This window comes from Levilactobacillus enshiensis (assembly GCF_007115095.1).
GTDB lineage: Bacteria > Bacillota > Bacilli > Lactobacillales > Lactobacillaceae > Levilactobacillus > Levilactobacillus enshiensis.
Genome location: NZ_SULH01000005.1, coordinates 21,156 through 43,104 on the forward strand (window position 1 = coordinate 21,156; position 21,949 = coordinate 43,104).

Consider the following 21,949-nt stretch of genomic DNA (forward strand, 5'->3'; position numbering starts at 1 on the left):
AATTCCACATTGCGGCCATAGCCGTTCGGCGCGCAAAAAAGAGCCTGGAAATTTATTCCAGACTCTTTTTATTCGGCTTGGAGGAGAAAATTTAAAGCCTAGTTGGCACCCAAGTAGACTTTCCGGTCCAATTTTGGTGCTTGAACGGGAGTCCCGGCAGATGTCATATCCTTGATGTAATTGACGAACGTATCCGTATCAGTCCCAATGGAGGAAACGATCTTGGTGTCCTTGAATGCTGCGAAGTCATCACCACCGCCATGAAGGAAGTCATTGATGACGACGTTGTAAGTCGTTCCCATTTCAACCGGATCACCATTGGTCTTGGTAATCTGTTCCACCTTGTAAGGCGTGTCCGCCCCACCGGCTGGATTATCGGTGTAGGTGTACTTCAGCCCAGAAACTTGCAGGTAGTATTGTTGCTTTTGGTCGTATTGCTGGTTTAACGCGTCCTTGATCTGTTGACCAGTCATGGAAACCACTTGTAGGATATTCCCAAATGGTTGCACGGCGGTTGCGGCACCCCAAGTGATGGACTTGTCGGGCTTAACTACGAGGTCCGAACGAACCCCACCGTTGTTTGTCATCGCGAAATCAGCCTTGCTGCCAACCTTGTTTGCTTCGTAAAGTTGCCCATCAACAACCAATTCACCAGCCGCGTTTTCCATGGTCTTCGAATTGTTCAACCGACCCGTAATGGTTTCAGCAGTCGCGGCCTTCCCAATCACGGCGTTAACTTGTGGGGCAACCCGCTTGTCAGCATCCGCGACGATGGCAGAAACTTTAGCGTTGTCCTTGACCTTTGGTGCTAACGTCTTAGGCAGGACAGGGTAAACGTGGGAAACAAGGCGCATGAACTTACCCGTCTTGGGATTGATGTACCCTTGCGTGTTGTTGTAGGCTTTTCCAGTGTAAACGGCTTGAACGACGTGGGTCTTGCCAACCGTTGCGTTCGCGTATTGGTGAGAGTGACCCGCCACGTACAGCCCAATGTTGTTCTTCGGATCAGTCTGGTTGACCTTCTTCAAGATGTCAACGGCCGTCCCAGTGGTCTCTTTGCCATAAGTTGAGACCCCGGTATGGGCTAAGACAACGACCGCCTTAACGCCCTTCTTGTTCAGAATCCGGTCGTACTTCTTGATGGTCTGAGCTTCGTCCAAGATCTTGTAGTCTTGGTAGTTTTGAAGCAGCGTCAACGTGGGAAGATCAGTCGTTTCGATTCCAATAAACCCCACCTTAGCCGTCTTGCCGTGTGCCTTCACCGTCTTGATGACGTATGGCTTGTACCCATAAGGCCGTTTGTTGTTGCTCTTCTTGACCACATTGGCAACGACTAATTTGATGTTCGAGTTTTGATGTGGGTAATCTTTAATCAATTGTGATGCCGTGGCCGCTGGTTTTTGGCCGGTTAGGATGCGGTTAAATTCACCCAAACCGTGATCAAATTCGTGGTTCCCCAGCGTCCCGATTTGAAATTTCATCGCTCGCAAGGCATGCATCGTTGATTCATGCGCTAGTAACGTTGAGTTCGCGGGCGAGGCACCGACCATGTCGCCGGCTTCGACTCTAAACGTGTTGTTCGAGTGCTGAACCGTCTTGAAGTGATGTTGGGCCTGGTCCAAACCAGCCGCTAACCGGTTGACTGTCCCGACCCCCTGATAAGTATTCGACCCAATGTTCACGGAACCCGTTGTTTCCAAGCCCCCGTGCAGGTCGTTGATTCCTAAGACCTGAACTGGAATGGCCTTTTTGTACTTCTTTGGAATCGTCTTGTAGCCGGGTTGTTCCGTTGGCATGGTGTAATTGTCAGATTTGGTCGTGACCTTTGCCGTGCTGGCATTGGCTGATAAATCGACCCCACCCGCAATCAGTGCGGGAACTAAAACCGTTCCCATAAGTATATGACGCCAATAATGTTTCCCCATAACTAAAATGCCTCCCTGGAAGATAGAATTATGCACAATCCCAGCGTAGCAATGAAAGCCGTTACAAGCAATCGCTTTTTGGGATTAAAATTGCCATTTCATTTCAAGACGGCCACCGGTGGGGTTAGTGCTCATGAAAAACTAATTCAGGGGGTGTTTGACAAGTCAATAAATGAACCGGCCGCCTGGCTTTCATGCGGTCACTAACGTTTTGGGTTGAACGTTTTACTTTCATCATTTTCCCACCAGACTACATTTTGTCGAAAAAAAAAACGCGACAAATCTGTCAACGTTTTTCGGCTTATCGATGAAGTGCCACCTTTAACGGTCGTTTAAAAATCAACTGTGCAATGCCTAGGCGATTAGCAAGCCAAATGTACAGCCCTAACGTCAACAGGCCCAGCACCCCCACGTACCCCATCGTCAGCATTTTGCCGGTGAAGAAGACGTGGCCGAATAGCCATTGGCAACCATCGACCAACACCGTGGCTGCCACCGCAAACACCAGGTTGAGCTTGATAATTGGCAGAATGGCGTCTAGCTTGACGGCATAGCTCCGCCGAATCAAGCGCCAACTGGCAACTGTGATCCAACCAAAGGCGATTGCCGTGGTCAATAACGCCCCGTAACCTTGGAACACGTAGACTAATGGCAACTGCAGGACGATTTTTATGCCCAAGCCAATCAGCAGATACGTGGTCGCCTTTTTACTCATTCGCAGCGCCTGTAAGACCGTTAAGAAGTCTAACGCCAAGCCCAATACCAGGCTTTGCCAGACATTCGCTACTAAGTAAGTCGCACCATCGCCATCGAAGTTGAAGAAGATCCCATAGGTTGGATAGGCGAAGGCACTGACCATGATCACCAACGGTAAGAGCACGAACGTTAAGAGTTGAAAATTGTTCGTCAACAAGGCGCTGATCTGCGTTCGGTTAGCCTTGATGTCACTGAGCTTACCGGCTAATAACGGCAATGACGTCTCCGCCACCGCCATGGCCAACGACACAATGACCGTCGTGATCTTGTTGGGGTTGGCCGAGAAAATCGTAAAGACATACTGGGTCATGGCCGCTGACTGGTGCAACAGCCCCTGCATAATTTGCTTGAAGAACAGCTGATCCACCAATTGACTTAGGGTAATCCCAGACCCGACAATCACAAACGGAATCGATTCGTACCCAATCATTTTTAGCAGGTGACTCGCTGCGTGCTGTTTACCAGTCTGACTCTTGGCGGTCAACCGGCGGTATTCGCCCCGTTGACGCCACAGGTGGCCCAATAAGTACAGGTAACTGGCAATGGCGCCCACAAAGGCGGCGGCCACGCTCACGAAGACTGCCTGAACGTAACCCTGATGGCTAACTTCGATCAACCAGTAGGTCCCACCTAAAATTACAATAATTCGAATAAACTGTTCCCACAACTGAGAAATTCCGAATGGTTTAAGGTCACCATTCCCCTGAAACCAGCCTCGTAGGATACTCATCGACGGCAAAATCACGATGGCCGGTACCAAGCACCGAATCGCAATCGTCGCGTTCGCCACTGAACTAACAGGACTATTCGCCGCCAAGACTGGTGCGAGACCGTAGAGCAAGGCGCCACAAACGACCCCCGACACAACCATGAAGCCAAAGCCAGCGACCGCAATGCGCTTCGAGTTAATGAAGCTGTCCTCACCATTAAAGAATGCAACCCGGCGGGCAATGGCGGATGGAAAGCCCGCGGTTCCCAGTGCAATGAACAAGGCATACGGCGTATAGGCCGTGTTAAACAGCGCCTGTGCCACGGTTTGATGTTCCGGCGATCCAATCATCGCCAACCACGGAATCAGGTAAACCACCCCTAAAATCCGCGAAAAAATACTCCCAAATGAGAGCCAAAATGATCCTGAAATAATTTTTTTATCCATAAATTGCGCTCACATTTCTAATCTAGTGTGTTAGGCATCATTAGCTAGGATACGCCACTCCTTAGCCGCTGTACATAACCAATGCCGGCGTTTGGTCTGAGTTTGGTCCTGAAAATGGCTGGAACACCGCATCATCGCCGGCGTCAGCGCACGGATTGACAACAGCGACCAACCTGCCGCCTCACACCAGTAAACTAGTAAAAAACCACGGACATCATCCGCAAATGCAGATGGCGTCCGTGGCTTTTCAGTTAGTTACTAAAGGTTGAAAGTTTCAAAGTACGGCTCTGCCTGTTATACCAACAACAGTGAGCCTAAAAGCTAGCAGCCGGAGTGTGCCAAGTTTATGCAGGCCTATCATTCGTAAGCCAATGACTCGATTGGATCTAGCTTGGAAGCTTGGCCAGCTGGTGCTAAGGCGGCGAGCAAGCTAATGATGACGGCCACGACAATGCCGAAGATCATGTAGTTGCTGGTAATTTCAATAATTGTGTAGCCAATGTACTTATTGGCGACGTTATTGGCCAGGAGCGCGACGATTTCGGTAAAGATCAATGCTAGCACACTGGAGAACAGGCCCAAGAAGAAGGCTTCCGACAAGAAGAGATGGCGAATGTCCTTGCGACGAACACCTAAGGCGCGTAGAATTCCAATTTCCTTGGTTCGTTCGGAAACGCTGATGTAGAGCACCACAATGATCATGATGGCCGATACCAACAGTGAGATGCCGGCAATCGCGGCTAAGACGTAGAACGCCAATTGAATGTAGGTGTTCAGCGTGGAAACAATCGCGCCCGCCCCCGTCAACTGGTACTGTTTCTTACCGTTGTCCGCCTTGAGCGCTTTGATCTTATCCTGCGCACTCGTCACGTTTTTCAATGAGTCGATCATGACCGTGGCAAAGTTCGCTCTGAAGGTCAACTTCTTACTGCTATACATGTTACGAATCGTTTGTAAATTGGTCTGGAGTTGACCCGAACTGTCATCGGTAATGCCGCTGACCGTCAACGACTTCGTCATCACAACGGGCAGGTGCTTGCTATTCATGCCCGTAATGGACACCTTGACCTTCTTCCCGATTAATTGGTAAGGATGTTGCTTATTGAATTTCTTAGCGAAGGCCTTGGATAGCATGACTTCACCCGTCTTGGCCTTAGTCCCCTTCTTCACGCTCTTGGCCAGCATCTGGTCAGTGGTCGTTTGGAAAATGGAGGACGTTGCCGAAGTCCCGCCACGTTGGACCTGAACGCCCTGCCCGTAGTAACCGAGCTCGACCTTCTTCACGTGACTGACCTTCTTGATACGCGTCACATCGGCCGGCCCCATCTCAAGCTTCGTTGGATTTTGACTATCCGTGTTCTGGGCCACCTGAACGGCGGTTGGCTTGATCTGCGAGTAAATTTCATGATTGATGTAGCCCTTGACCCCCCGTCCGAGTCCCAACATCAGGATCACACTGAAGATCCCAATCGACGCGCCAAAGATGATCAATAGGTTCCGTTTCAAATTGTAGCGCATGTGCTTTAACGCCATCTTGACCATCGCCGTAAAGCTCAGGTGCTTGGCCGGCAACACGCTGTGGTCCTTCACCGGGAAGGCTGGTTTGAGCTGGGTATCATGGTCAATGATCCCATCTTCCATGTGCACGATTCGCGTCCCGTGGTCAGCGACCTCTTGGGAGTGGGTCACACAGATGACCAATTTCCCATCAGCCGCAATCTCATCCATCAATGCCAGAATTTCCTTGGTGTTCTGTGAATCCAGCGCACCAGTCGGCTCGTCGGCAATGATGATGTCCGGATCAGACGCTAACGCCCGCGCAATCGCGACCCGTTGCTTTTGCCCACCAGATAGCTGGTTGGGATGCTTGTGGATATGTTCCTTCAACCCCACCTGGGCCAGCAATTTCACGGCCCGGTCGCGTTGTTCCTTGTGACTCAGCCCCGTCATCTGAAGCGACACTAACACGTTGTCCAAAATGCTCAGATGGCTGATCAAATTGAAGTTTTGGAAAATAAAGCCAATCGTCTGCCGGCGAAAGGCATCGAGTTTCTTTGCCGAAATGTTGCGGACGGACTCCCCGTTCAGGAGAACATCGCCCTCATACTGGGCGTCCAGACCACCGATAATGTTCATCAGCGTGGTCTTCCCGCCACCGGATTCCCCCAAAATAGAAACGAACTCACCACGCTCGAATTGCAGGTCGATTCCCTTTAATACGGGGAACGCTGTCTTATTCATGTAGTAAGACTTATGAATATCCCTTAACTCTAAAAAACTCATAGACTTCCTCCTCATAACCGGTATGCCTTGAAGAATACCCCTTTTATTCCCATGGAACAAGTCCTTCACCCTATAAATACTTCGTTATTTTGGCGAGTTTGCCAGCTCGGTTCACTCATTCAGATTCGGTGCTCACTGCCCCTACAAAACAAAGAGTCTGGGAAATGACTCAAAAATCAGCTGTTTCAGAAAAAATTCTGAAACAGCTGATTTCATTTTTTGCCATTATCATGTCGAAACGTGCGCCATCAGGCAGTTTGTTGCGCTTAACCCGAGAACCGGAATTATGCCAATACCAGGCATCCCCCCTGTTCTCACGTTAACGCTCGCAAACTAACCGCCGATGGCCCACTCTCCAATAACTTAACTACTTCTCAAATGCGTGGTGCATCGCCGCAACGTCTGCTTCCGGTTGCGTGCTGTTGGTCAGCAGCGTAATCACCGCGACACCGGCTGCCCCCGTCTGAGCAATGGCCGGCAACGAAGCCACGGTCACGCCACCGATAGCGACCACCGGGACGTTGGCTTGGTCGACCAACTTTGCCAATCCCGTCATGCCGATCACGGGGTCAGCGTCGTCCTTGGACGTGGTCGGGTAGATGGGACCACTGCCCAAGTAGTCGATTCCAGGCACTTGGTTGGCCGCCGCCACTTCTGCCGCCGTCGAACACGACAATCCCACAAAGAGGTTTTGCCCAGCGACCGCATCGATCACTCGCTGAACGCCCTCATCGCTCTGACCGACGTGGATACCATCGGCGTGTAAGGCCAAGGCCATTTCCACATCGTCATCCACGATAAACGGCACGCTGGCGGCACGACATTGTTCGCGCAAGTCGCGTCCCAACGCCAACCGTTCGGCCGCGGTCAATTGGCTCGCGCCCTTGTCCCGAAATTGGTAGGCGGTAATGCCAGCCTTTAGCATGGTCGCTAAGACCTCCCGCAGATCTCTACCGGGAACATCTTGGCTTCCCGCCACAAAATACGCACGTAGTAAACCTGATTCAAACGTCACTGACATTATTCAGCGCCTCCTTGTCGGTATGCCCAATGATTCAAAGGTCCATGGCCGTTCCCCACTGCAATTGGATTCGCAATCGCCGCCGTGACGTAATCTTTTGCCAAACGAATAGCAGATTCAAAATCCTCGCCCTTCGCAAGTTCAGCCGTAATACATGACGACAACGTATCGCCCGTTCCGTGCGTGCGCACCGTGTCAACGCGGGGAGCCGTCATCCAGAACGACCGTCCGTCTGCCAGCAAGACAAAGTCGCTGGCCTGGTCCGGCGTGGCTTCGTGACCACCCTTGATCACCACGTTCTTGGCACCCAAGTTCTGCAAAGCCACGGCTGCCTGTTCCATCCCAACAGCGGATGTAATCTCTTGGCCCGTTAGCCGTTCTGCTTCAGGTAAATTAGGCGTCAATACATCTGCTAGGGGCACTAATTCATCGCGCACCGTTTTCACGGCATCGTCAGCTAAAAGTGCCGCGCCACCCTTGGCAATCATTACGGGATCGACCGTTAAGGGGCCGAAATCATAACGTTTTAAATTCTCCACGACCCCGTGCACGTGCTCGGCATCGGCTAACATTCCGGTCTTGCACGCCCGAATTTTTAAATCGGCCGCTAACGACGCGAATTGTTCATCGATCAGCTTTTGCGGCAGGGCCATAAAGTCCTGCACCCCGAGTGTATTTTGGGCGGTAACCGCGACGATCACGGCTGTACCGAAGACGTTGCGTTCCTGCATGGTTTTTAAATCCGCCATAACGCCGGCACCGCCACCGCTATCAGTCCCCGCTATCGTTAAGGTCTGTGGAAATTCATTTGCCATATTGTCTCATCCCTTCTACCTATTCATACGCTGCCACCGTTTCAATCTCATCAACCGTGGTCAGTTGTAATGCGTCTAGTAGCTGCACTGTAAAACTCCCCGCAGCTAGATTCGGCGTTTTTTTAGTAATCAGCTCGCCGATGGCCGCAAAGACCAGACAAGCCGTTTGTGCTGCTTCAAAATAATCATCCTCAACCGCGCAAAATGCCGCGACGATGCTTGATAACATATCACCAGAGCCCACGTGGACCTGAAAGAGTGGCGTGCCGTTCATCACCTTGACCGTCCGCGTGCCGTCCGTAATGACGTCCGTTGGTCCGGACAGAATGACCGTGCAGTTTAATTTTTGTGCACAAGCCTGCGCAATGGCGACCAAATCACCGTTACCTTCGCCCGCATCGATACCCTTAGCCTGCCAAGCCACGTCGGCCAACGCCGCAATTTCACCAGCGTTTCCACGAATGACGTCCGGATGGAACTCTTGAAATAAGTTAGTCGCAACTTGCTTTCTGTAGGCAACGGCCCCCACCGCTACCGGATCGACTACTAATGGCCGCTTTTTCTCGTTGGCCAGCTTACCGACCGTCTCGATCTGTTCGACCTGCCGCTGCGTAAAGGCGCCTAAGTTTAAGCAAACAGCGCTAGAAATATCCAGCAGTTCGTCGGCTTCGGTCACTTCTTCAGACATGATCGGTGACGCGCCTAACGCGTTTAACCCGTTGGCGACGTCTTGAACCGTGACGAAGTTGGAGATGTTAAAGACGATTGGATTCTGCTGCCGTAACTCATTCAACAAAGCTAATTTCATGGTGAATCCCCCTTATGATTGCCGGTCAGCCGGCGTTTCCAAGCCACTAAAAAACGAGCCGTCAGCTCTTGAGAGAACTGGCGGCCCGAGACGGGTGCCACGACACGTTCCCTTCGCAAGTCTGAACTTGACAGGTTCCAAGGGATCGCGATTGCTCGCATCTCAGCCCGCTAACGGACACCCCTAGTGTTCTTGGTTACTTCAAGCATAACAGGTTTTCCACCAACGTCAACGACTCTTAGATTGGTCAATAATTCGTTGAGCAGCTTCACCAATCAGTTGCCACATCCGGTCGACCGTCTTATCGGAGAGGTAGCGCCGAACATAGAGAATCTGGCTCCCAGAACCAGCGTGATACCGAGTCTTAGGGCGCCGAGAAAGGGCTGCCCGGTCAACTAGTCGGGCGATGACCTGCGGCTTGCTAGAGAACCGTTTAACCGCCTGCAAAATTGCTGCGGCCCGGTCAGCGGTAGGCTTGTAAGGGCCATTACCAGAGGTCTTCTGTAAATGATTGGCCGCAATGTCGGCCCATTCGGACTGAATGCCGCCGGGTTCGATGACGACCGTGTCGATTCCCAGCGGCTGGAGTTCAAGCCGGAGAGTATCGGACAGGCCTTCCAAGGCAAATTTGGACGCCACGTACCAGCTGGCCATTGGTTGGGCTACTTTGCCATCAACGGAGGTAATGTTGATGATTCGCCCCGCATGTTGTTGGCGCATCATGGGAAGTACGGATTGGATCAACCGTGCTGCCCCGAATAAGTTCACGTCAAATTGATTCTGCGCCTGGGTCAATGGCACGTCTTCCAACGCCCCCATCAACCCATAACCGGCGTTGTTGACCAGAATGTCGATTCGCCCGGTTTCGCTAACGATCCGGTCAACGACGCGTTCCACACTATCTGGGTCCGTTACGTCTAGGGACAACGTGGTAATCCCCAAATCATCTAGGTCATTCATGCGGCTAACTCGCCGCGCCCCAGCGTAAACGATAACGCCATTCCGATGCAAACTCCGGGCGATGGCGTTTCCAATCCCAGATGATGCCCCAGTAACCAACGCAACTTTTCGATGTGCCATAAGTATTTTCCTCCTTGAGTTATCTCTTGATGTTGAACCAATCCGCAGGTCCTGATTATTTAATGCCAAGCTAAATTCGACCTGATCGTCGCTGGTTTAGGACCAAAATACCAGCCCTAAATCGTCAACTGCTTACGTTCATTGTAGAATCCCCGGTAGGCCCAGTAGCAGGCGAGAACGGACCCAATACTAGTCGCCGACATCAGCATAAAGGTCACCATGATCTGGTACTTAATGGCCCGAACGGGGTCGACACCAGCAAAGATCAGTCCGGACATCATCCCCGGCAAACTAACGATTCCGACCGTCTTGGCAGAATCAATTGTCGGCTGCATGCCCGTCTTGATGCTATCCCGTAAGATTTCCCGTGAAGCGTCCTTGAGGTCTGCCCCCAAGGCCAATTTCTCCAACACCGCCTGACGTTCTTGCTTGAACTGGGCATTTAGATTGCGATAACACAGACCGATTGCAACCATCGAGTTGGACGCGATCATTCCTGAAATCGGAATCATCTGGGACGGGATAAATTTGATTGCTCCCGCGAGCATCAGCACCCCTAACGTGACGGTCGTGCTGATTAAAATGGCCCCAATGGAGATCGGCAGTGCGCGGGGAATCCCATTACTACGCTGCTTGGCATTGTAACCGGCGTTGAAAATAATGATTAAAATCAGGACAGTTGTCAGCCAGACATTGTTGAGCCGAAACACGTACTTTAACAGGTACCCGACGACAAACAGTTGAATGACGGCACGAACGACACCAATGATCATATCGCGATCAATGCCCAACTTTTCATGCCACCCGATGGCCAGCGCAATCATGACTAATCCCAACGCGAGTATCAATGATTGATTGTTTACGGCAAGATTCATGAATTTCCTCCCACGAGGCGACCATTTTCAATGGTGAGCAACCGTTTAGCCGCGTCGATTTCCTCTTGATCATGCGTAATGGCGATGATGGTCAACCCGTCATCTTGATTAAAATGCTGGATCATCGACCAAACAAACGCCTTATTTTCGGCATCCAACCCGGCCGTGACTTCGTCTAAAATCAAGACTTCTGGATAAATCATGATGTTGCGTAATAGCGCGACCCGCTGGCGTTGCCCTCCAGACAAATCGTTGACGCCTTTATCCAAATCTTTCTCCGTCAGGCCAACGTACTCCAGACCAGTGATGGCGCGCTGTTCATCAAAGTCCAACTGGCGAATCTGATAAGGAAACGCTAAGTTATCGCGGACCGTGTCGCCAAATAAGGTTGGCTGCTGAAAACTATACGAGACCCGTCGGCGATAGATGATGGGGTCGTAATGTTCAATCGGTTGACCATCAAAAATCAGCTCACCGCTGGTCTTACTCAGTAGCGACGCAATGATCCGAACTAGCGTTGATTTTCCACTACCGGAAGGTCCTGCGATCGTCACCCACTCGCGCGCCGCAATCTCTAAGTTGATGTCGGTCAGAATGGGCGTCTGGTCGACCTGATAACCCACATTTTTCAAGGTGATCAAGCTCATAATCGCTACCTCCTTCGTAAAATTCGTCCACACGTTTCCATTGTACCCAAATCACTTAGGATTGCCTATGGAAACGGCTTCATTTTGAAGAAAAATGTCCTACTAACGGCACACTAACTGCTGACATAACCGGCAAACGTGCGCGAACACCCCCGAGACCAGAAAAATTTGGTATACTAGTCAGGACCGTAACTACTGAACGACTTAATAATAGGAGAAAACATGGCAAATTATGAATCAAGCAACACCCGTGGGGGCAACAGTCGAAATGACCGCAACACCCACAGTAACCAACGTGACCGCAATCATGATCACCGTAGCTACAATGACCGCAACAGTCGGGACAATGACCATCGCGGCTACAACGACCGTAACAGTCGGGACAACGACCACCGCGGCTACAACGACCGTAATCGCCGCAACGATGACCGGCGGCAAAACAACCGTTACGACCGGGGCAACGACCGGCGTAATGGCTTCAATCGTAACCATGACCGGCACAACGATAATCGCCAAGCCGAGGGCGTGCAGGTCGAAGTCGGCCAACGTTTCCCATTAACCATCAAGCGAATGGGTATCAACGGTGAAGGTATCGGTTACTACAAGCGCATGGCGGTCTTCGTACCTGGCGCTCTAACCGATGAAGAAGCCGTGGTGGAAGTCACCAGCGTTGCGACCCGCTTCATGCGCGCCAAGGTTCACCGTATCCGGAAAGCTAGCCCCCACCGTGTTGACCCACGCGATAGTTACGCCGATCAAGTCGGCGGCTTTGAGCTGGAACATTTAGACTACCCCGAACAATTAAAATTCAAACAAGACATCGTCGCCCAATCCCTGGAACGCTACCAACCAGAAGGCTACCGCCACTACGATCTACGACCGACACTGGGCATGGACGACCCCTACAACTACCGGAACAAAGCCCAGTTCCAAGTGCGCCGCAACGCTGACGGGAAGATTGAAGCCGGCCTTTATGCTGAACGCAGTCACGACTTAGTCGACCTGCCAACGTGTTCCGTACAGATGCCAGTGACGATGACCGTTATGCGGGCCGTCGTGGCCATGCTGCAGGACCTCGACATGCCGATCTATGACGAAGAAACGAAATCCGGAATCGTCAAAACGCTGGTGGTCCGCGCCGCTGCTCATACCGACGACGTTCAGTTGGTCTTTATCACCAACTCTCAAAAATTACCACACAAGCATGACTTACTGGAACGGATCGCCGCAGAATTGCCACAGGTGACCTCCGTCATGCAAAACATCAATCCGGGTGAAACTTCTCTGGTTTGGGGTGACGACACCCGGCATTTAGCTGGTGAAGAGACGATTACGGAAAAGTTGGACGGGTTGGCATTTAAGCTTTCCGCCCGCGCCTTTCTTCAGCTGAACCCCTACCAAGTAGAGGTTCTGTACGGTGAAGCCAAGAAGGCTCTCGACTTACAACCCGGCGAAACCGTTGTCGATGCCTACGCTGGTATCGGGACGATTGGCCTGTCATTGGCTAGCGTGGCCGAAGAGGTTCGTGGCATGGATATCATCCCCGAAGCCGTCACCGATGCAAACGAAAACGCCGCCGCCAACGGCATTACCAATGCACACTACGAGTTAGGCACTGCCGAAGAACTCCTGCCAAAATGGATTATGAGTGGCTTTCGGCCGGACGCCATCGTGGTCGATCCACCACGTACCGGTCTTGACGGCGAGTTGATTGAAACTATCCTGGCAGTTCGTCCTGAGAAGCTGGTCTACATTTCTTGCAACCCATCGACGTTAGCCAAGGACTTGGTTGAGCTAGCCCACGATTACCGGGTCAACTACATTCAGTCCGTGGACATGATGCCTCAAACCGCCCGCTGTGAGGCTGTGGTTAAACTCACTCGGCGCCAATAGATTAATAGGCAGTCATGACTTTTCGTGTTAGACTTTTAACTAACGATAACGAATGAATTCCGTAGAAAGTTGGCAAATGACATGCAAGATCCTTTTAAGGGCTTTAACGACGACGATGATCAAAACAACCAAAATGGCAACGGCCCTCAAGGACTCCCGTTACCACCGAACTACGCCACCGTCGTTAACGCCGATGGGAACATGCGCATTGCAAAGGTTGGGTTTTCATGGACCATGTTGTTTTTCTCACCGTTCCCCACGATTTTCCGTGCGGACTGGTACAACCTCCTTTGTATTCTGGGTGTTGAACTCAGTGCCTCCATGTTGTTGGTCATGACCGTCGACATTAATCAATTAGCCCAGATCACACCGATTCTTCAATCCACCCTCGCCCTTGTGTGGGGATCCATCTATAACATGATGTACTTTAAGCACCTGTTTAACCGCGGCTTCGTGCCAGCGGATGACCGCTCACGCGACCTGTTGACGCAGGCACACTACTGGTCCCAACCTAAGGAAAAGTAGCTGGCAACGGTTGAATTGATACGAAAAATCCCATTACACTTTTGTAGTGGGATTTTTGTTTACCTGACTTTACTAGACTGCCTTTTACGTGGCGCCAACGTCGGCTAACAACAAAACTTATTTCACCCAACTAACTGATCAACCCCTGATATTTAAGTTATCCTAGCATTCTGGCCCCACCGGTTGTTCCACCAGCCCAATTCTGGTATGTTGGTGAAAATGAGTCAAATAAGGAGAATCTCATGCAAACAACACGCTCCGATGGCCCAGTGAAACGCTTCTTTAAGGGCGTCATTATTGCCCTGGGCTTTATTCTACCCGGTGTTTCCGGCGGTGTACTAGCCGCTATTCTTGGTATCTATGAACGGTTGTTGGGCTTTATGGCCCATTTCAGACAGAATTTCAAACGTGATTTCTGGTACTTTGTGCCGGTCGGCCTGGGGGGAATCGTCGGCATTGCCCTGTTATCGGCACCGTTAGAATACCTGCTCGCCCATTGGCAGGTCATCGTCCTGTGGGGATTCGCCGGCGCCATTATCGGGACCTTACCGGCACTGACCCAAACGGCGAGTGCCAAAACGCCCCGCGACTATATCGACTACCTGTGGTTTTTGGGCACCTTGTTGATCAGTGGTGGCCTGCTCTACTTTATGAGCGATATTTTTGGCACCTTACCCGCTAATTTTACTGGGTTTATGGTGGCTGGCGCTCTAATTGCGCTCGGCGTCCTGGTCCCTGGTCTGAGTCCTTCCAATCTGCTGCTTATCTTGGGATTATTTACCCCCATGCTAACGGGCTTCAAAAACTTCGATTTAATCGGTGTCTACCTGCCAATTGCGCTCGGTGGTGGCTTGGCCATGATCCTATTTTCAAAGGGCATGGACTACTTGATCCACCGCTACCACTCACGCGTTTATCATTTCATCTTGGGTATCGTCACGGCCAGTACCGTCCTAATTTTAGTTCCCAACAGTCACGCCGCTGAAAGTATCTCGTATGCCAACGCAACGTGGGCGACCTTTGGTTTCAGTGCCGTAGCCCTGGTGGTTGGCATTGTCCTGGGGTATTGGATGAGCCAGTTGGAAGAAAAATATAAATAACGTTGCAGAAAGTGTCACGCAATCGTTGCCGCTGGGGTGCGATTGCCCCCATCTAAAGGGGAACGCGCCATAAATAAATCGGCCTTTTCAGAACTTTTTTACGATTCTGAAAAGGCCGATTTTGAGTAGCGTTTCAATCTCTAAATCGTACGCACTTAATCATGCTCCCCACGACTAGCTTTTTAGTTAAAAATGCCAATCGAATGCAAATAACTTTGACTGAGTTTTGTATATTTGATTGTTGGCCGGTTGCCATGTAACTGCTCCCGTGCAGCGACTGGCTTCGAGTTAAACCCTCTGGTATTACTTGATCCTTGGAAGAATAACGTGGGTTGATGTCCCTTCACGTTTTTCAACGCATAGCGGCCCGTCGCATAATGCTTTTCGCCATTTTCCGTGACAAATAACGCATGGAGGTTCCATCGATTGTGCCCCACCTGATAAAAGGTATTCGTTTTATTTGCCTTTAGCTTTTTTGTGATGGGCGCTCCCGGGTTAAGGTTGATACTACTAAACGTCCGTAAGCCCAACTTCATTGTCTCGCGAGAAATCACACTTGAATCAATTTCATGGGCCGTGACGTGCAGATAAACGAGGTCACTTGCATGGCGATTCTTGGTTTTCGTGCCATAGGTATACCAGTAACCCCACAGCTGTTTCGGAATTGCCGGTAGTTGTTTCTGTGCCGCCTGGGCATGTGCTGCGGGTACCATCAAAAATACCACCATGAGTGCTAAGGTTGTTACTAATCCCATCACCATTTTTTGCCAGTTGCTCGTCATCATATCTGCCTCCCGTCGTCTGTTCCGGTCATCGTCCAATCTGATTGCTGACTAAAGTATCACTTACGAGAGCGGCCTTGTCAATCCAAAACAGCAAAAGAATGGTTATGGTAAAGGTTCCATAAACGTTGTTATATCAAGCTACTTACCTGCTGTAATTACGTCATCTCCCGCTTATACCATCAAAATTTATACGAAAAAAAGCTGTGACTTTTCTGCCGTCACAGCTCTTTAATTTCTTTTTTACGCTTGGTCTGGTTTAAACGCCCGCGTCGCCGCGACCGCCTGCTGCCAGCCAGCGTACAAGTGGTTCCGGCGATCTTCATCCATATTCGGTGTAAACAAACGACCGGCCGTGCGAATTTCCTTGATCTCATCTAAATTCTTCCAGTAGCCTACCGCCAGGCCCGCCGTAATCGCGGCCCCCATCGCGGTGGTCTCTTCATCTGCCGCCCGTTGCACGGGGGTGTTTAAAATATCGGCTTGGAACTGCATGAGGTAGCGATTCCGTGAAGCCCCGCCATCAGCCATTAACTCCGAAATATCAATGCCTGTATCCTGCTTCATCGTCCGTAAGACATCTCTGGTCTGGTAGGCAATCGACTGCAGCGTTGCTTTTACGAAATCGTTGCGGTTCGTTCCCCGCGTCAGGCCAAACACAGCCCCCTTGGCATCTGGATCCCAGTACGGCGCTCCCAAACCGTTAAATGCCGGGACCACGTAGACTTCATCTTCATCGGTCGACGCCATCGCCGCTTGTCGTGACTCCGGTACACTACTGATGATCTGCATGCTCTCATGGAGCCAAGCCAGCGCGGTACCAGCCACCAAGATCGACCCTTCTAGGGCATAGGTCACTTCACCGTTGAGTTGATACGCAATCGTGGTCAACAAGTTGTGCTTAGAGATTTGCGGTTCATTCCCCGTGTTCATCACAACGAAGGCCCCATCCCCATACGTATTCTTGACCGTGCCGGGTTTCAAGGCCAGTTGTCCCAGTAGCGCTGCCGATTGGTCACCAATGATGCCAGCAATCGGCACTTCTACGCCATAGAACTGGAAGTTTTGCGTCACACCGTAGACTTCTGAACTGGACTTGACCGCTGGCAACATCACTGCCGGAATATTCAACCAGTTCAAGATGTCCGTATCCCACTGCAACGTGTGAATATTGAACAGCATCGTCCGGCTAGCATTACTGTAATCAGTGACGTGAATCTTCCCACCAGACAATTTCCAAGCCAGCCAACTGTCAACGGTCCCAAATAACAGCTCGCCATTTTCAGCGCGTTCCTGTGCCCCCGGCACGTGATCTAAGATCCAGCGCACCTTGGTGGCACTGAAGTATGCGTCAACGACCAGTCCGGTCTTTTCCTTGATGGTCTCAGCCCGGCCCGCCGCTACCAGTTCTTTGGCAAGGCTCGCCGTCTGTTGACTTTGCCAGCCAATAGCGTGGTAGATGGGTTCGCCGGTAACTTTATCCCAAACGATCGTGGTTTCCCGTTGACTACTGATGCCGATCGCCTGAATATTTTCTGGATGAATCGAAGCATCGATCAGGGCACTTGCAATCACTGACAACACGCTGTTCCAGATCTCGTTCGCATCGGATTCGACCCAGCCCTTGTGTGGGTAATACTGTGGAACTTCCTTATAGCCTTCGATTACCTTACGACCGGTATGATCAAAGATCAGTGCCCGCGTGCTACTGGTTCCTTGGTCGATAGCTAAGATATAATCTTCCGGTTTTTTTAGTGCCATATGTAAAACTCCCTCCAAAATATCCCTGTTTACGAAAACGGTTTCAAATTCACTGCGTTAATCATAGCACGTCCCTTGTGAAAAACGCTAAAATTTGACCCAGACCACTCTGGCCTTGAAAGTTTCTTAACCTTTATATAACCTCAGCAGAAAACCTTTGATTTCAATCAAAGTATGAATGCAAAAGCTTAATCATTTCTAAAACATACGTTCCCCTATTGATGATTAAAATATGCTATACTTAATCCAATCTTCAGGGGAAGTACATGATGACGACATTAGGCCGAACAGCAAAGGTCAGACTCTACCCTAGTGAAATTCAAGCGATTCAACTCGCAGATGAAAGCCAAGAGTATCAGCGATTAGCCACCATTGTTAGTGAATGGGTCTTTAACCACGACTTCCCAATGAACTATTTAAAAATTAATCATGCCCTGTATAAAAAGTTCCGTCAAGAATCTCCTTTGAACAGTCAAATGATTCAGTCAGTCTTCCGGACCGTTGTCGCGCGTTACAAGACCGTCTTAGAACAAATGAGACAACATCCCTTCCGTTATCAAGATGAGACTAAGGAATGGGTTAAAACCCCTAAGGACCTGACCTGGTTGTTCAAGCCTGTCCATTTTTCGCGGCCTCAGGCGGACTTGGTTCGGCAAAGCAATTATTCCTTTGTCGATGGAATGACTAAAATCTCACTCACAACATTAGGCAAGAGAACTAAGATGAGCTTTACCAACAGAGACTTCGAACAATACTTTCAGAACGGTTGGAAATTGGGAACGGCTAAGTTGGTTCATGCTCAAGGTAAATGGTACTTACACATTGGGATTACAAAAGAAGTCGCTGATTTTGAATCAACCAAGGAAACTAAAGTCGTCGGTATTGACCGGGGATTGCGTTTCCTAGCAACAATCCATGACCATTTAGGGAAGACGCTGTTTTTCGATGGTAAGAAAATCCTACGCAAGCGCAAAAAATTTCAAGAGACGCGACGGCAGCTACAAAGCAAAGGGACCAAATCCGCCAAGAAAAGACTGAAGCAATTGGCACAACGAGAGAACCGCTGGATGACTGATATAAATCATCGGTTAGCTAAGACACTCGTTAGTATCTATGGCTCACGGACGCTCTTTGTTTTGGAAGATTTAACTAATGTGACGTTCAACACGGACAATCTGTCTAAAGCTTTGCGTAACAGCCATCGTTCCTGGTCCTTTTTCCAACTTGAATTTTTTCTAAGCTATAAGGCAGCCGCGATTCAAAGTAAAGTTTTGAAGGTCAGTCCAGCCTTCACCTCTCAGCGTTGTCCACAGTGTGGTCTGATTGAGAAAGCTAATCGGCATCACGAGACCCATGAATATCATTGTTGCCAATGCCAATATCGCTCCAACGATGACCGCCTAGGGGCCATGAACATTAAGCTGTTAGGTGAAGAGTGGTTGCGTGGGATCAAGCATCCCAAAATTAAAAAAGTAACGGCTATCGGGTAAACCTGGTAGTTAAACGGGTACTTGTCAATTACCCGATGATGTTGCCACTACGAGTAGGAGTCCCAAGTGGGATGGTGGACTACTGTGTCGCCAGACACGTGAGCGACAAGCCTCCGAATTCATTTGGAGGTCATTGACACCGTTAACTTCTGCCCAGCCAAAAAGGACTGATCAAAGTCAGCAGCCGATTTCACTTGCTTCCCGAACTCATCGATCAACGCGTGAAACTCCTGGCAGTCACTGAGACCCAAGGGGAACTGAGCCAACACCTTTTTCTGAAATGCCGGATAGGTCTTGGGCATCGTTGCCCCCAACCACGTGAATAACCGCCGCGCATAGGTGTCGACCATGAAGGTCCCGTGATCCAGCGTGTACATCGCTATGTAGTCGGCGGTCTCGTTGCCGATACCCGTGATGTGCAGCAGGTCCCGGCGTAGGTCGGCCCCGTCGCGTTGTTTCAGCACGACCAAATCATCATTGACCGTTCCTAAAAATTCGGCCAAAGCTAAGATGGCTGCCCCCTTGCGATGATAGAAGCCACTGGTTTGAATCAACGGGAGCAGGTCCTCTATGGTCAGCTGGCGCAAGCGTGCTGGATCGAAGCCCGTTACACGTTTCAAATTATTCAAGGATGGCTCCACATTGCGCCAATTGGTGTTCTGGACTAAGATGGCCCCCAGCATGATTTCTACCGGCGTCTCGGCCCAAGGCGTACCCGGACGCAGCCAAGGTTGCGGGCCCATTTCCTGCGCCATGGTGTGATATAACTCTTCAATGGTCACGCGACATGTCTCCCCTCTCTTTTTCACACTGATACAAGACAAAAGCCAGCCGCGTTTGCCGTGACTGGCCGTTTAGCCCACTCTGTTGTTTTATTCAGCGTCGTCGTTTCGCTTGATTACCAGGCGAATATCGTCATCGACACCTTCGGGATTTAACTCCTCTTGGTAGTCGAAGTTGGCGCTTTCAAAATACTTCTTGATCTCGTTGTTCAACGTTTCTACGGCGCGAACATCCTGGTCCTGCCGCTTTAATAAAAGCGTGTATTCCTTAGAATCCTCATCGACATTCTCGAACTTGTATTCAATCGCTTCGGAATTCAAAATTTCTTGAATCAACTGCCGTTCTGTCATCATGTTTACCTCGCTTAAATTTTAGTCTACTACCCTACTATAGAGTTATTGACGAAAATTGTTAATTATTTCATCAAGTTTTTTCACCGCGCTAGCCGAACCCCCTTCTCGACAAGTTTTGTCACAGACGCGTATACTGAATATTAACTAAATTTGACGATTTACTACTCTGAAAGGAAGCGACGCTATGCGCCCACGAATTGCTTTACCCGCTGACACGCTCGACGAGGCAACGAATATTATTAACGAACGAAATGCGGCCTTCGCACCCCGACCAGCCGTTGAAGCCATCATCAAAGCCGGCGGTCTCCCCATCATTTTGCCTAGCGTTGACCCGGCCGACGTTGCCGACTACCTGCCCCTATTTGACGGAGTCATCTTCCTAGGCGGTGCCGATGTCGACCCCACCTTTTTCGGCGAAGAGCCCCACATGCGCTTGGGCAAGACTTACCGCAAGCGCGACTTATTTGAAATTGAACTGCTAAAGCAGGCCGTTGCCGCCAACAAGGCCATCATGGGAATCTGCCGCGGCCTCCAACTGATCAACGTTGGGCTGGGAGGCACCCTGTATCAAGACCTCAGTGAAGACCCTAACGCCACCCTCAAACACAGCCAAGAAGCCATGGGTAACCAACCAAGCCACCACGTGACCGTTGTCTCCGGGAGCACGCTGGCGACGCTGACTGGCGACCGCCCCTACGTCAACTCTCGCCACCACCAAACGGTTCACACCGTGGCGCCGACCCTCACCGTCACGGCCCGCGCCGATGATCAGGTCATTGAAGCCCTGGAGTCCAAGGCTAACGATCAAATTCTCGCCGTTCAATGGCATCCGGAAAACATGTACAAACATCATGACGAGTCCCGTCACATCTTTAAAAACTTCATTGACCGCGCCACGAATCGTATTGTTCGGAACTAATGGTGACAGCTAAGGATCAAAAGCTGAAATACCTGCTTCATCCCAGCGTTGGTGGGCATTCGCGCCATTAAATCAGTCTAAATGGGGTGCACTCCGGCTCTCAGCAACGGTTGCGCATGGCACCTAATACCAGATATATTATTCCAGCGAATCAGCCATTCAGTCAGCAAACAACTGAGGTTATCACGACGAAACTCATGTAAATTTGTTGTAAAAGACCTTTTAATCCACCTCGTCTTCGACTAAACTAAGAAATAGACTGAAAAGAGAGGGGTGAGTTGGCGTGGCGAAAATGCAGGACTTTGGACAACGGATGCGTTTTTTGGGGTTTTCTATCGTCCTTAATTCCGCCGCTAACGCGTTAACCATCTCAACTAATTTGGGGAGTGCGGTCTGGACCGGGTCATCCGTGAACCTGGCCAATTGGATTCACGTCCCTCTAGGAACGACCCTCTTTATGTACGGCATCGTGATTACGTTGCTCAACCAAGTTCTGCTAGGTCAATTTGATCGCCGGCGGTTCATCTCAAACCTCCTGTACATCATTCCCTTCAGTTACTTAGTCGAATGGATCGGGTACTTTTGGAACTGGATCGGCGTGGGCCAACTTTCTTTACCTTGGCGGGTCGTCGTCGACATCATCGGCTTGTTTGGGGTTGCGTTTGCCGTTTCCATCTATAACCGCTGCAACATTATCATGCACCCCAACGATGATTTGGCCTACATCTTGCGCTTTAAATACCTCCGGGGATCCGCTGTTATTGCGCAGTGGGCCAGTTACACCCCGCCACTGATCATCATTATTTTATCGTTTCTGTTCACCGGTCAACTTCACGCAATCGGCTTCGGGACGGTCTGGGCCTTAGTTACCCAAGGCATCGTCATGGCATGGGCGGACACCCACGTCTTCCCCCAGCTCAAGCATCACGTTGACGTTTAACTGACAATTTAAAACCGGCATTCTGACCGCTGATAGT

Annotated in this window: 19 protein-coding genes and 1 riboswitch; of the genes, 6 read left to right on the top strand and 13 right to left on the bottom strand. The window is 50.5% G+C overall.

The window, feature by feature from the left end; all coding sequences use genetic code 11:
- Positions 1 to 98 precede the first annotated feature (98 nt).
- The 9 genes from FAY32_RS06210 to FAY32_RS06250 all read right to left on the bottom strand — a co-directional run bounded on the left by FAY32_RS06210 (position 99) and on the right by FAY32_RS06250 (position 11,369).
- Positions 99 to 1,925 carry a bifunctional metallophosphatase/5'-nucleotidase gene (locus FAY32_RS06210; RefSeq protein ID WP_191988152.1) on the bottom strand — a complete coding sequence of 609 codons (1,827 nt, stop codon included), beginning with the start codon at positions 1,923 to 1,925 and terminating at the stop codon, positions 99 to 101.
- 301 nt (positions 1,926 to 2,226) lie between these two features.
- Positions 2,227 to 3,837 (bottom strand): putative polysaccharide biosynthesis protein, encoded by a 1,611-nt coding sequence (locus FAY32_RS06215; protein ID WP_143462599.1) that lies wholly within the window; start codon positions 3,835 to 3,837, stop codon positions 2,227 to 2,229.
- A gap of 357 nt (positions 3,838 to 4,194) precedes the next feature.
- Positions 4,195 to 6,120, bottom strand: coding sequence for an ABC transporter ATP-binding protein/permease (locus FAY32_RS06220; protein ID WP_143462600.1), 1,926 nt, complete (start codon positions 6,118 to 6,120; stop codon positions 4,195 to 4,197).
- 367 nt (positions 6,121 to 6,487) lie between these two features.
- Positions 6,488 to 7,141, bottom strand: a complete 654-nt coding sequence (gene thiE, locus FAY32_RS06225; RefSeq protein WP_143462601.1) for a thiamine phosphate synthase — start codon at positions 7,139 to 7,141, stop codon at positions 6,488 to 6,490.
- Entirely contained in the window at positions 7,141 to 7,956 is an 816-nt protein-coding gene (gene thiD / locus FAY32_RS06230; protein ID WP_143462602.1) for a bifunctional hydroxymethylpyrimidine kinase/phosphomethylpyrimidine kinase, read from the bottom strand. The genes thiE and thiD overlap by 1 nt, the downstream gene beginning before the upstream one ends.
- Positions 7,957 to 7,975: 19 nt before the next feature.
- A complete protein-coding gene (thiM, locus tag FAY32_RS06235; RefSeq protein ID WP_143462603.1) occupies positions 7,976 to 8,764 on the bottom strand; it encodes a hydroxyethylthiazole kinase in 789 nt (262 codons plus the stop codon).
- 90 nt (positions 8,765 to 8,854) lie between these two features.
- A riboswitch (TPP riboswitch) is annotated at positions 8,855 to 8,959 on the bottom strand.
- A gap of 33 nt (positions 8,960 to 8,992) precedes the next feature.
- Entirely contained in the window at positions 8,993 to 9,844 is an 852-nt protein-coding gene (locus FAY32_RS06240; RefSeq protein ID WP_143462604.1) for an oxidoreductase, read from the bottom strand.
- Positions 9,845 to 9,960: 116 nt separating this feature from the next.
- Complete coding sequence (locus tag FAY32_RS06245; protein WP_143462605.1) at positions 9,961 to 10,719, bottom strand: ABC transporter permease; 759 nt, start codon at positions 10,717 to 10,719, stop codon at positions 9,961 to 9,963.
- A complete protein-coding gene (locus tag FAY32_RS06250; RefSeq protein ID WP_191988157.1) occupies positions 10,716 to 11,369 on the bottom strand; it encodes an ABC transporter ATP-binding protein in 654 nt (217 codons plus the stop codon). The genes FAY32_RS06245 and FAY32_RS06250 overlap by 4 nt, the downstream gene beginning before the upstream one ends.
- A gap of 219 nt (positions 11,370 to 11,588) precedes the next feature.
- Between FAY32_RS06250 and rlmD the strand changes: the two genes are divergently transcribed.
- The 3 genes from rlmD to FAY32_RS06265 all read left to right on the top strand — a co-directional run bounded on the left by rlmD (position 11,589) and on the right by FAY32_RS06265 (position 14,884).
- Positions 11,589 to 13,259, top strand: a complete 1,671-nt coding sequence (gene rlmD / locus FAY32_RS06255; RefSeq protein ID WP_225428299.1) for a 23S rRNA (uracil(1939)-C(5))-methyltransferase RlmD — start codon at positions 11,589 to 11,591, stop codon at positions 13,257 to 13,259.
- Between the two features lie 81 nt (positions 13,260 to 13,340).
- Positions 13,341 to 13,784 (top strand): hypothetical protein, encoded by a 444-nt coding sequence (locus tag FAY32_RS06260; protein WP_143462607.1) that lies wholly within the window; start codon positions 13,341 to 13,343, stop codon positions 13,782 to 13,784.
- Between the two features lie 242 nt (positions 13,785 to 14,026).
- Positions 14,027 to 14,884 carry a DUF368 domain-containing protein gene (locus FAY32_RS06265; RefSeq protein WP_143462608.1) on the top strand — a complete coding sequence of 286 codons (858 nt, stop codon included), beginning with the start codon at positions 14,027 to 14,029 and terminating at the stop codon, positions 14,882 to 14,884.
- 182 nt (positions 14,885 to 15,066) lie between these two features.
- Here FAY32_RS06265 and FAY32_RS06270 read toward each other — a convergent pair whose 3' ends face one another.
- Together FAY32_RS06270 and glpK are read right to left on the bottom strand one after the other, a co-directional pair.
- Positions 15,067 to 15,669, bottom strand: a complete 603-nt coding sequence (locus tag FAY32_RS06270) for a hypothetical protein (RefSeq protein ID WP_143462609.1) — start codon at positions 15,667 to 15,669, stop codon at positions 15,067 to 15,069.
- A gap of 240 nt (positions 15,670 to 15,909) precedes the next feature.
- A complete protein-coding gene (glpK, locus tag FAY32_RS06275; RefSeq protein WP_143462610.1) occupies positions 15,910 to 17,427 on the bottom strand; it encodes a glycerol kinase GlpK in 1,518 nt (505 codons plus the stop codon).
- A 269-nt stretch (positions 17,428 to 17,696) separates the two neighbouring features.
- On the opposite strand from glpK, the gene FAY32_RS06280 reads away from it, so the two are divergent.
- Positions 17,697 to 18,917, top strand: coding sequence for an RNA-guided endonuclease TnpB family protein (locus tag FAY32_RS06280; protein ID WP_143462773.1), 1,221 nt, complete (start codon positions 17,697 to 17,699; stop codon positions 18,915 to 18,917).
- 119 nt (positions 18,918 to 19,036) lie between these two features.
- Here FAY32_RS06280 and FAY32_RS06285 read toward each other — a convergent pair whose 3' ends face one another.
- Positions 19,037 to 19,699 (bottom strand): endonuclease III domain-containing protein, encoded by a 663-nt coding sequence (locus tag FAY32_RS06285; RefSeq protein ID WP_225428300.1) that lies wholly within the window; start codon positions 19,697 to 19,699, stop codon positions 19,037 to 19,039.
- A 90-nt stretch (positions 19,700 to 19,789) separates the two neighbouring features.
- The gene (locus FAY32_RS06290) at positions 19,790 to 20,050 is read right to left on the bottom strand and encodes a hypothetical protein (protein WP_125685146.1); all 261 of its coding nucleotides are present in this window, start codon (positions 20,048 to 20,050) and stop codon (positions 19,790 to 19,792) included.
- Positions 20,051 to 20,237: 187 nt separating this feature from the next.
- Between FAY32_RS06290 and FAY32_RS06295 the strand changes: the two genes are divergently transcribed.
- Positions 20,238 to 20,972, top strand: a complete 735-nt coding sequence (locus tag FAY32_RS06295; protein WP_143462611.1) for a gamma-glutamyl-gamma-aminobutyrate hydrolase family protein — start codon at positions 20,238 to 20,240, stop codon at positions 20,970 to 20,972.
- Positions 20,973 to 21,255: 283 nt separating this feature from the next.
- Positions 21,256 to 21,912: a hypothetical protein gene (locus FAY32_RS06300; protein WP_143462612.1), complete on the top strand. Its 657-nt coding sequence runs from the start codon at positions 21,256 to 21,258 to the stop codon at positions 21,910 to 21,912.
- Positions 21,913 to 21,949 lie beyond the last annotated feature (37 nt).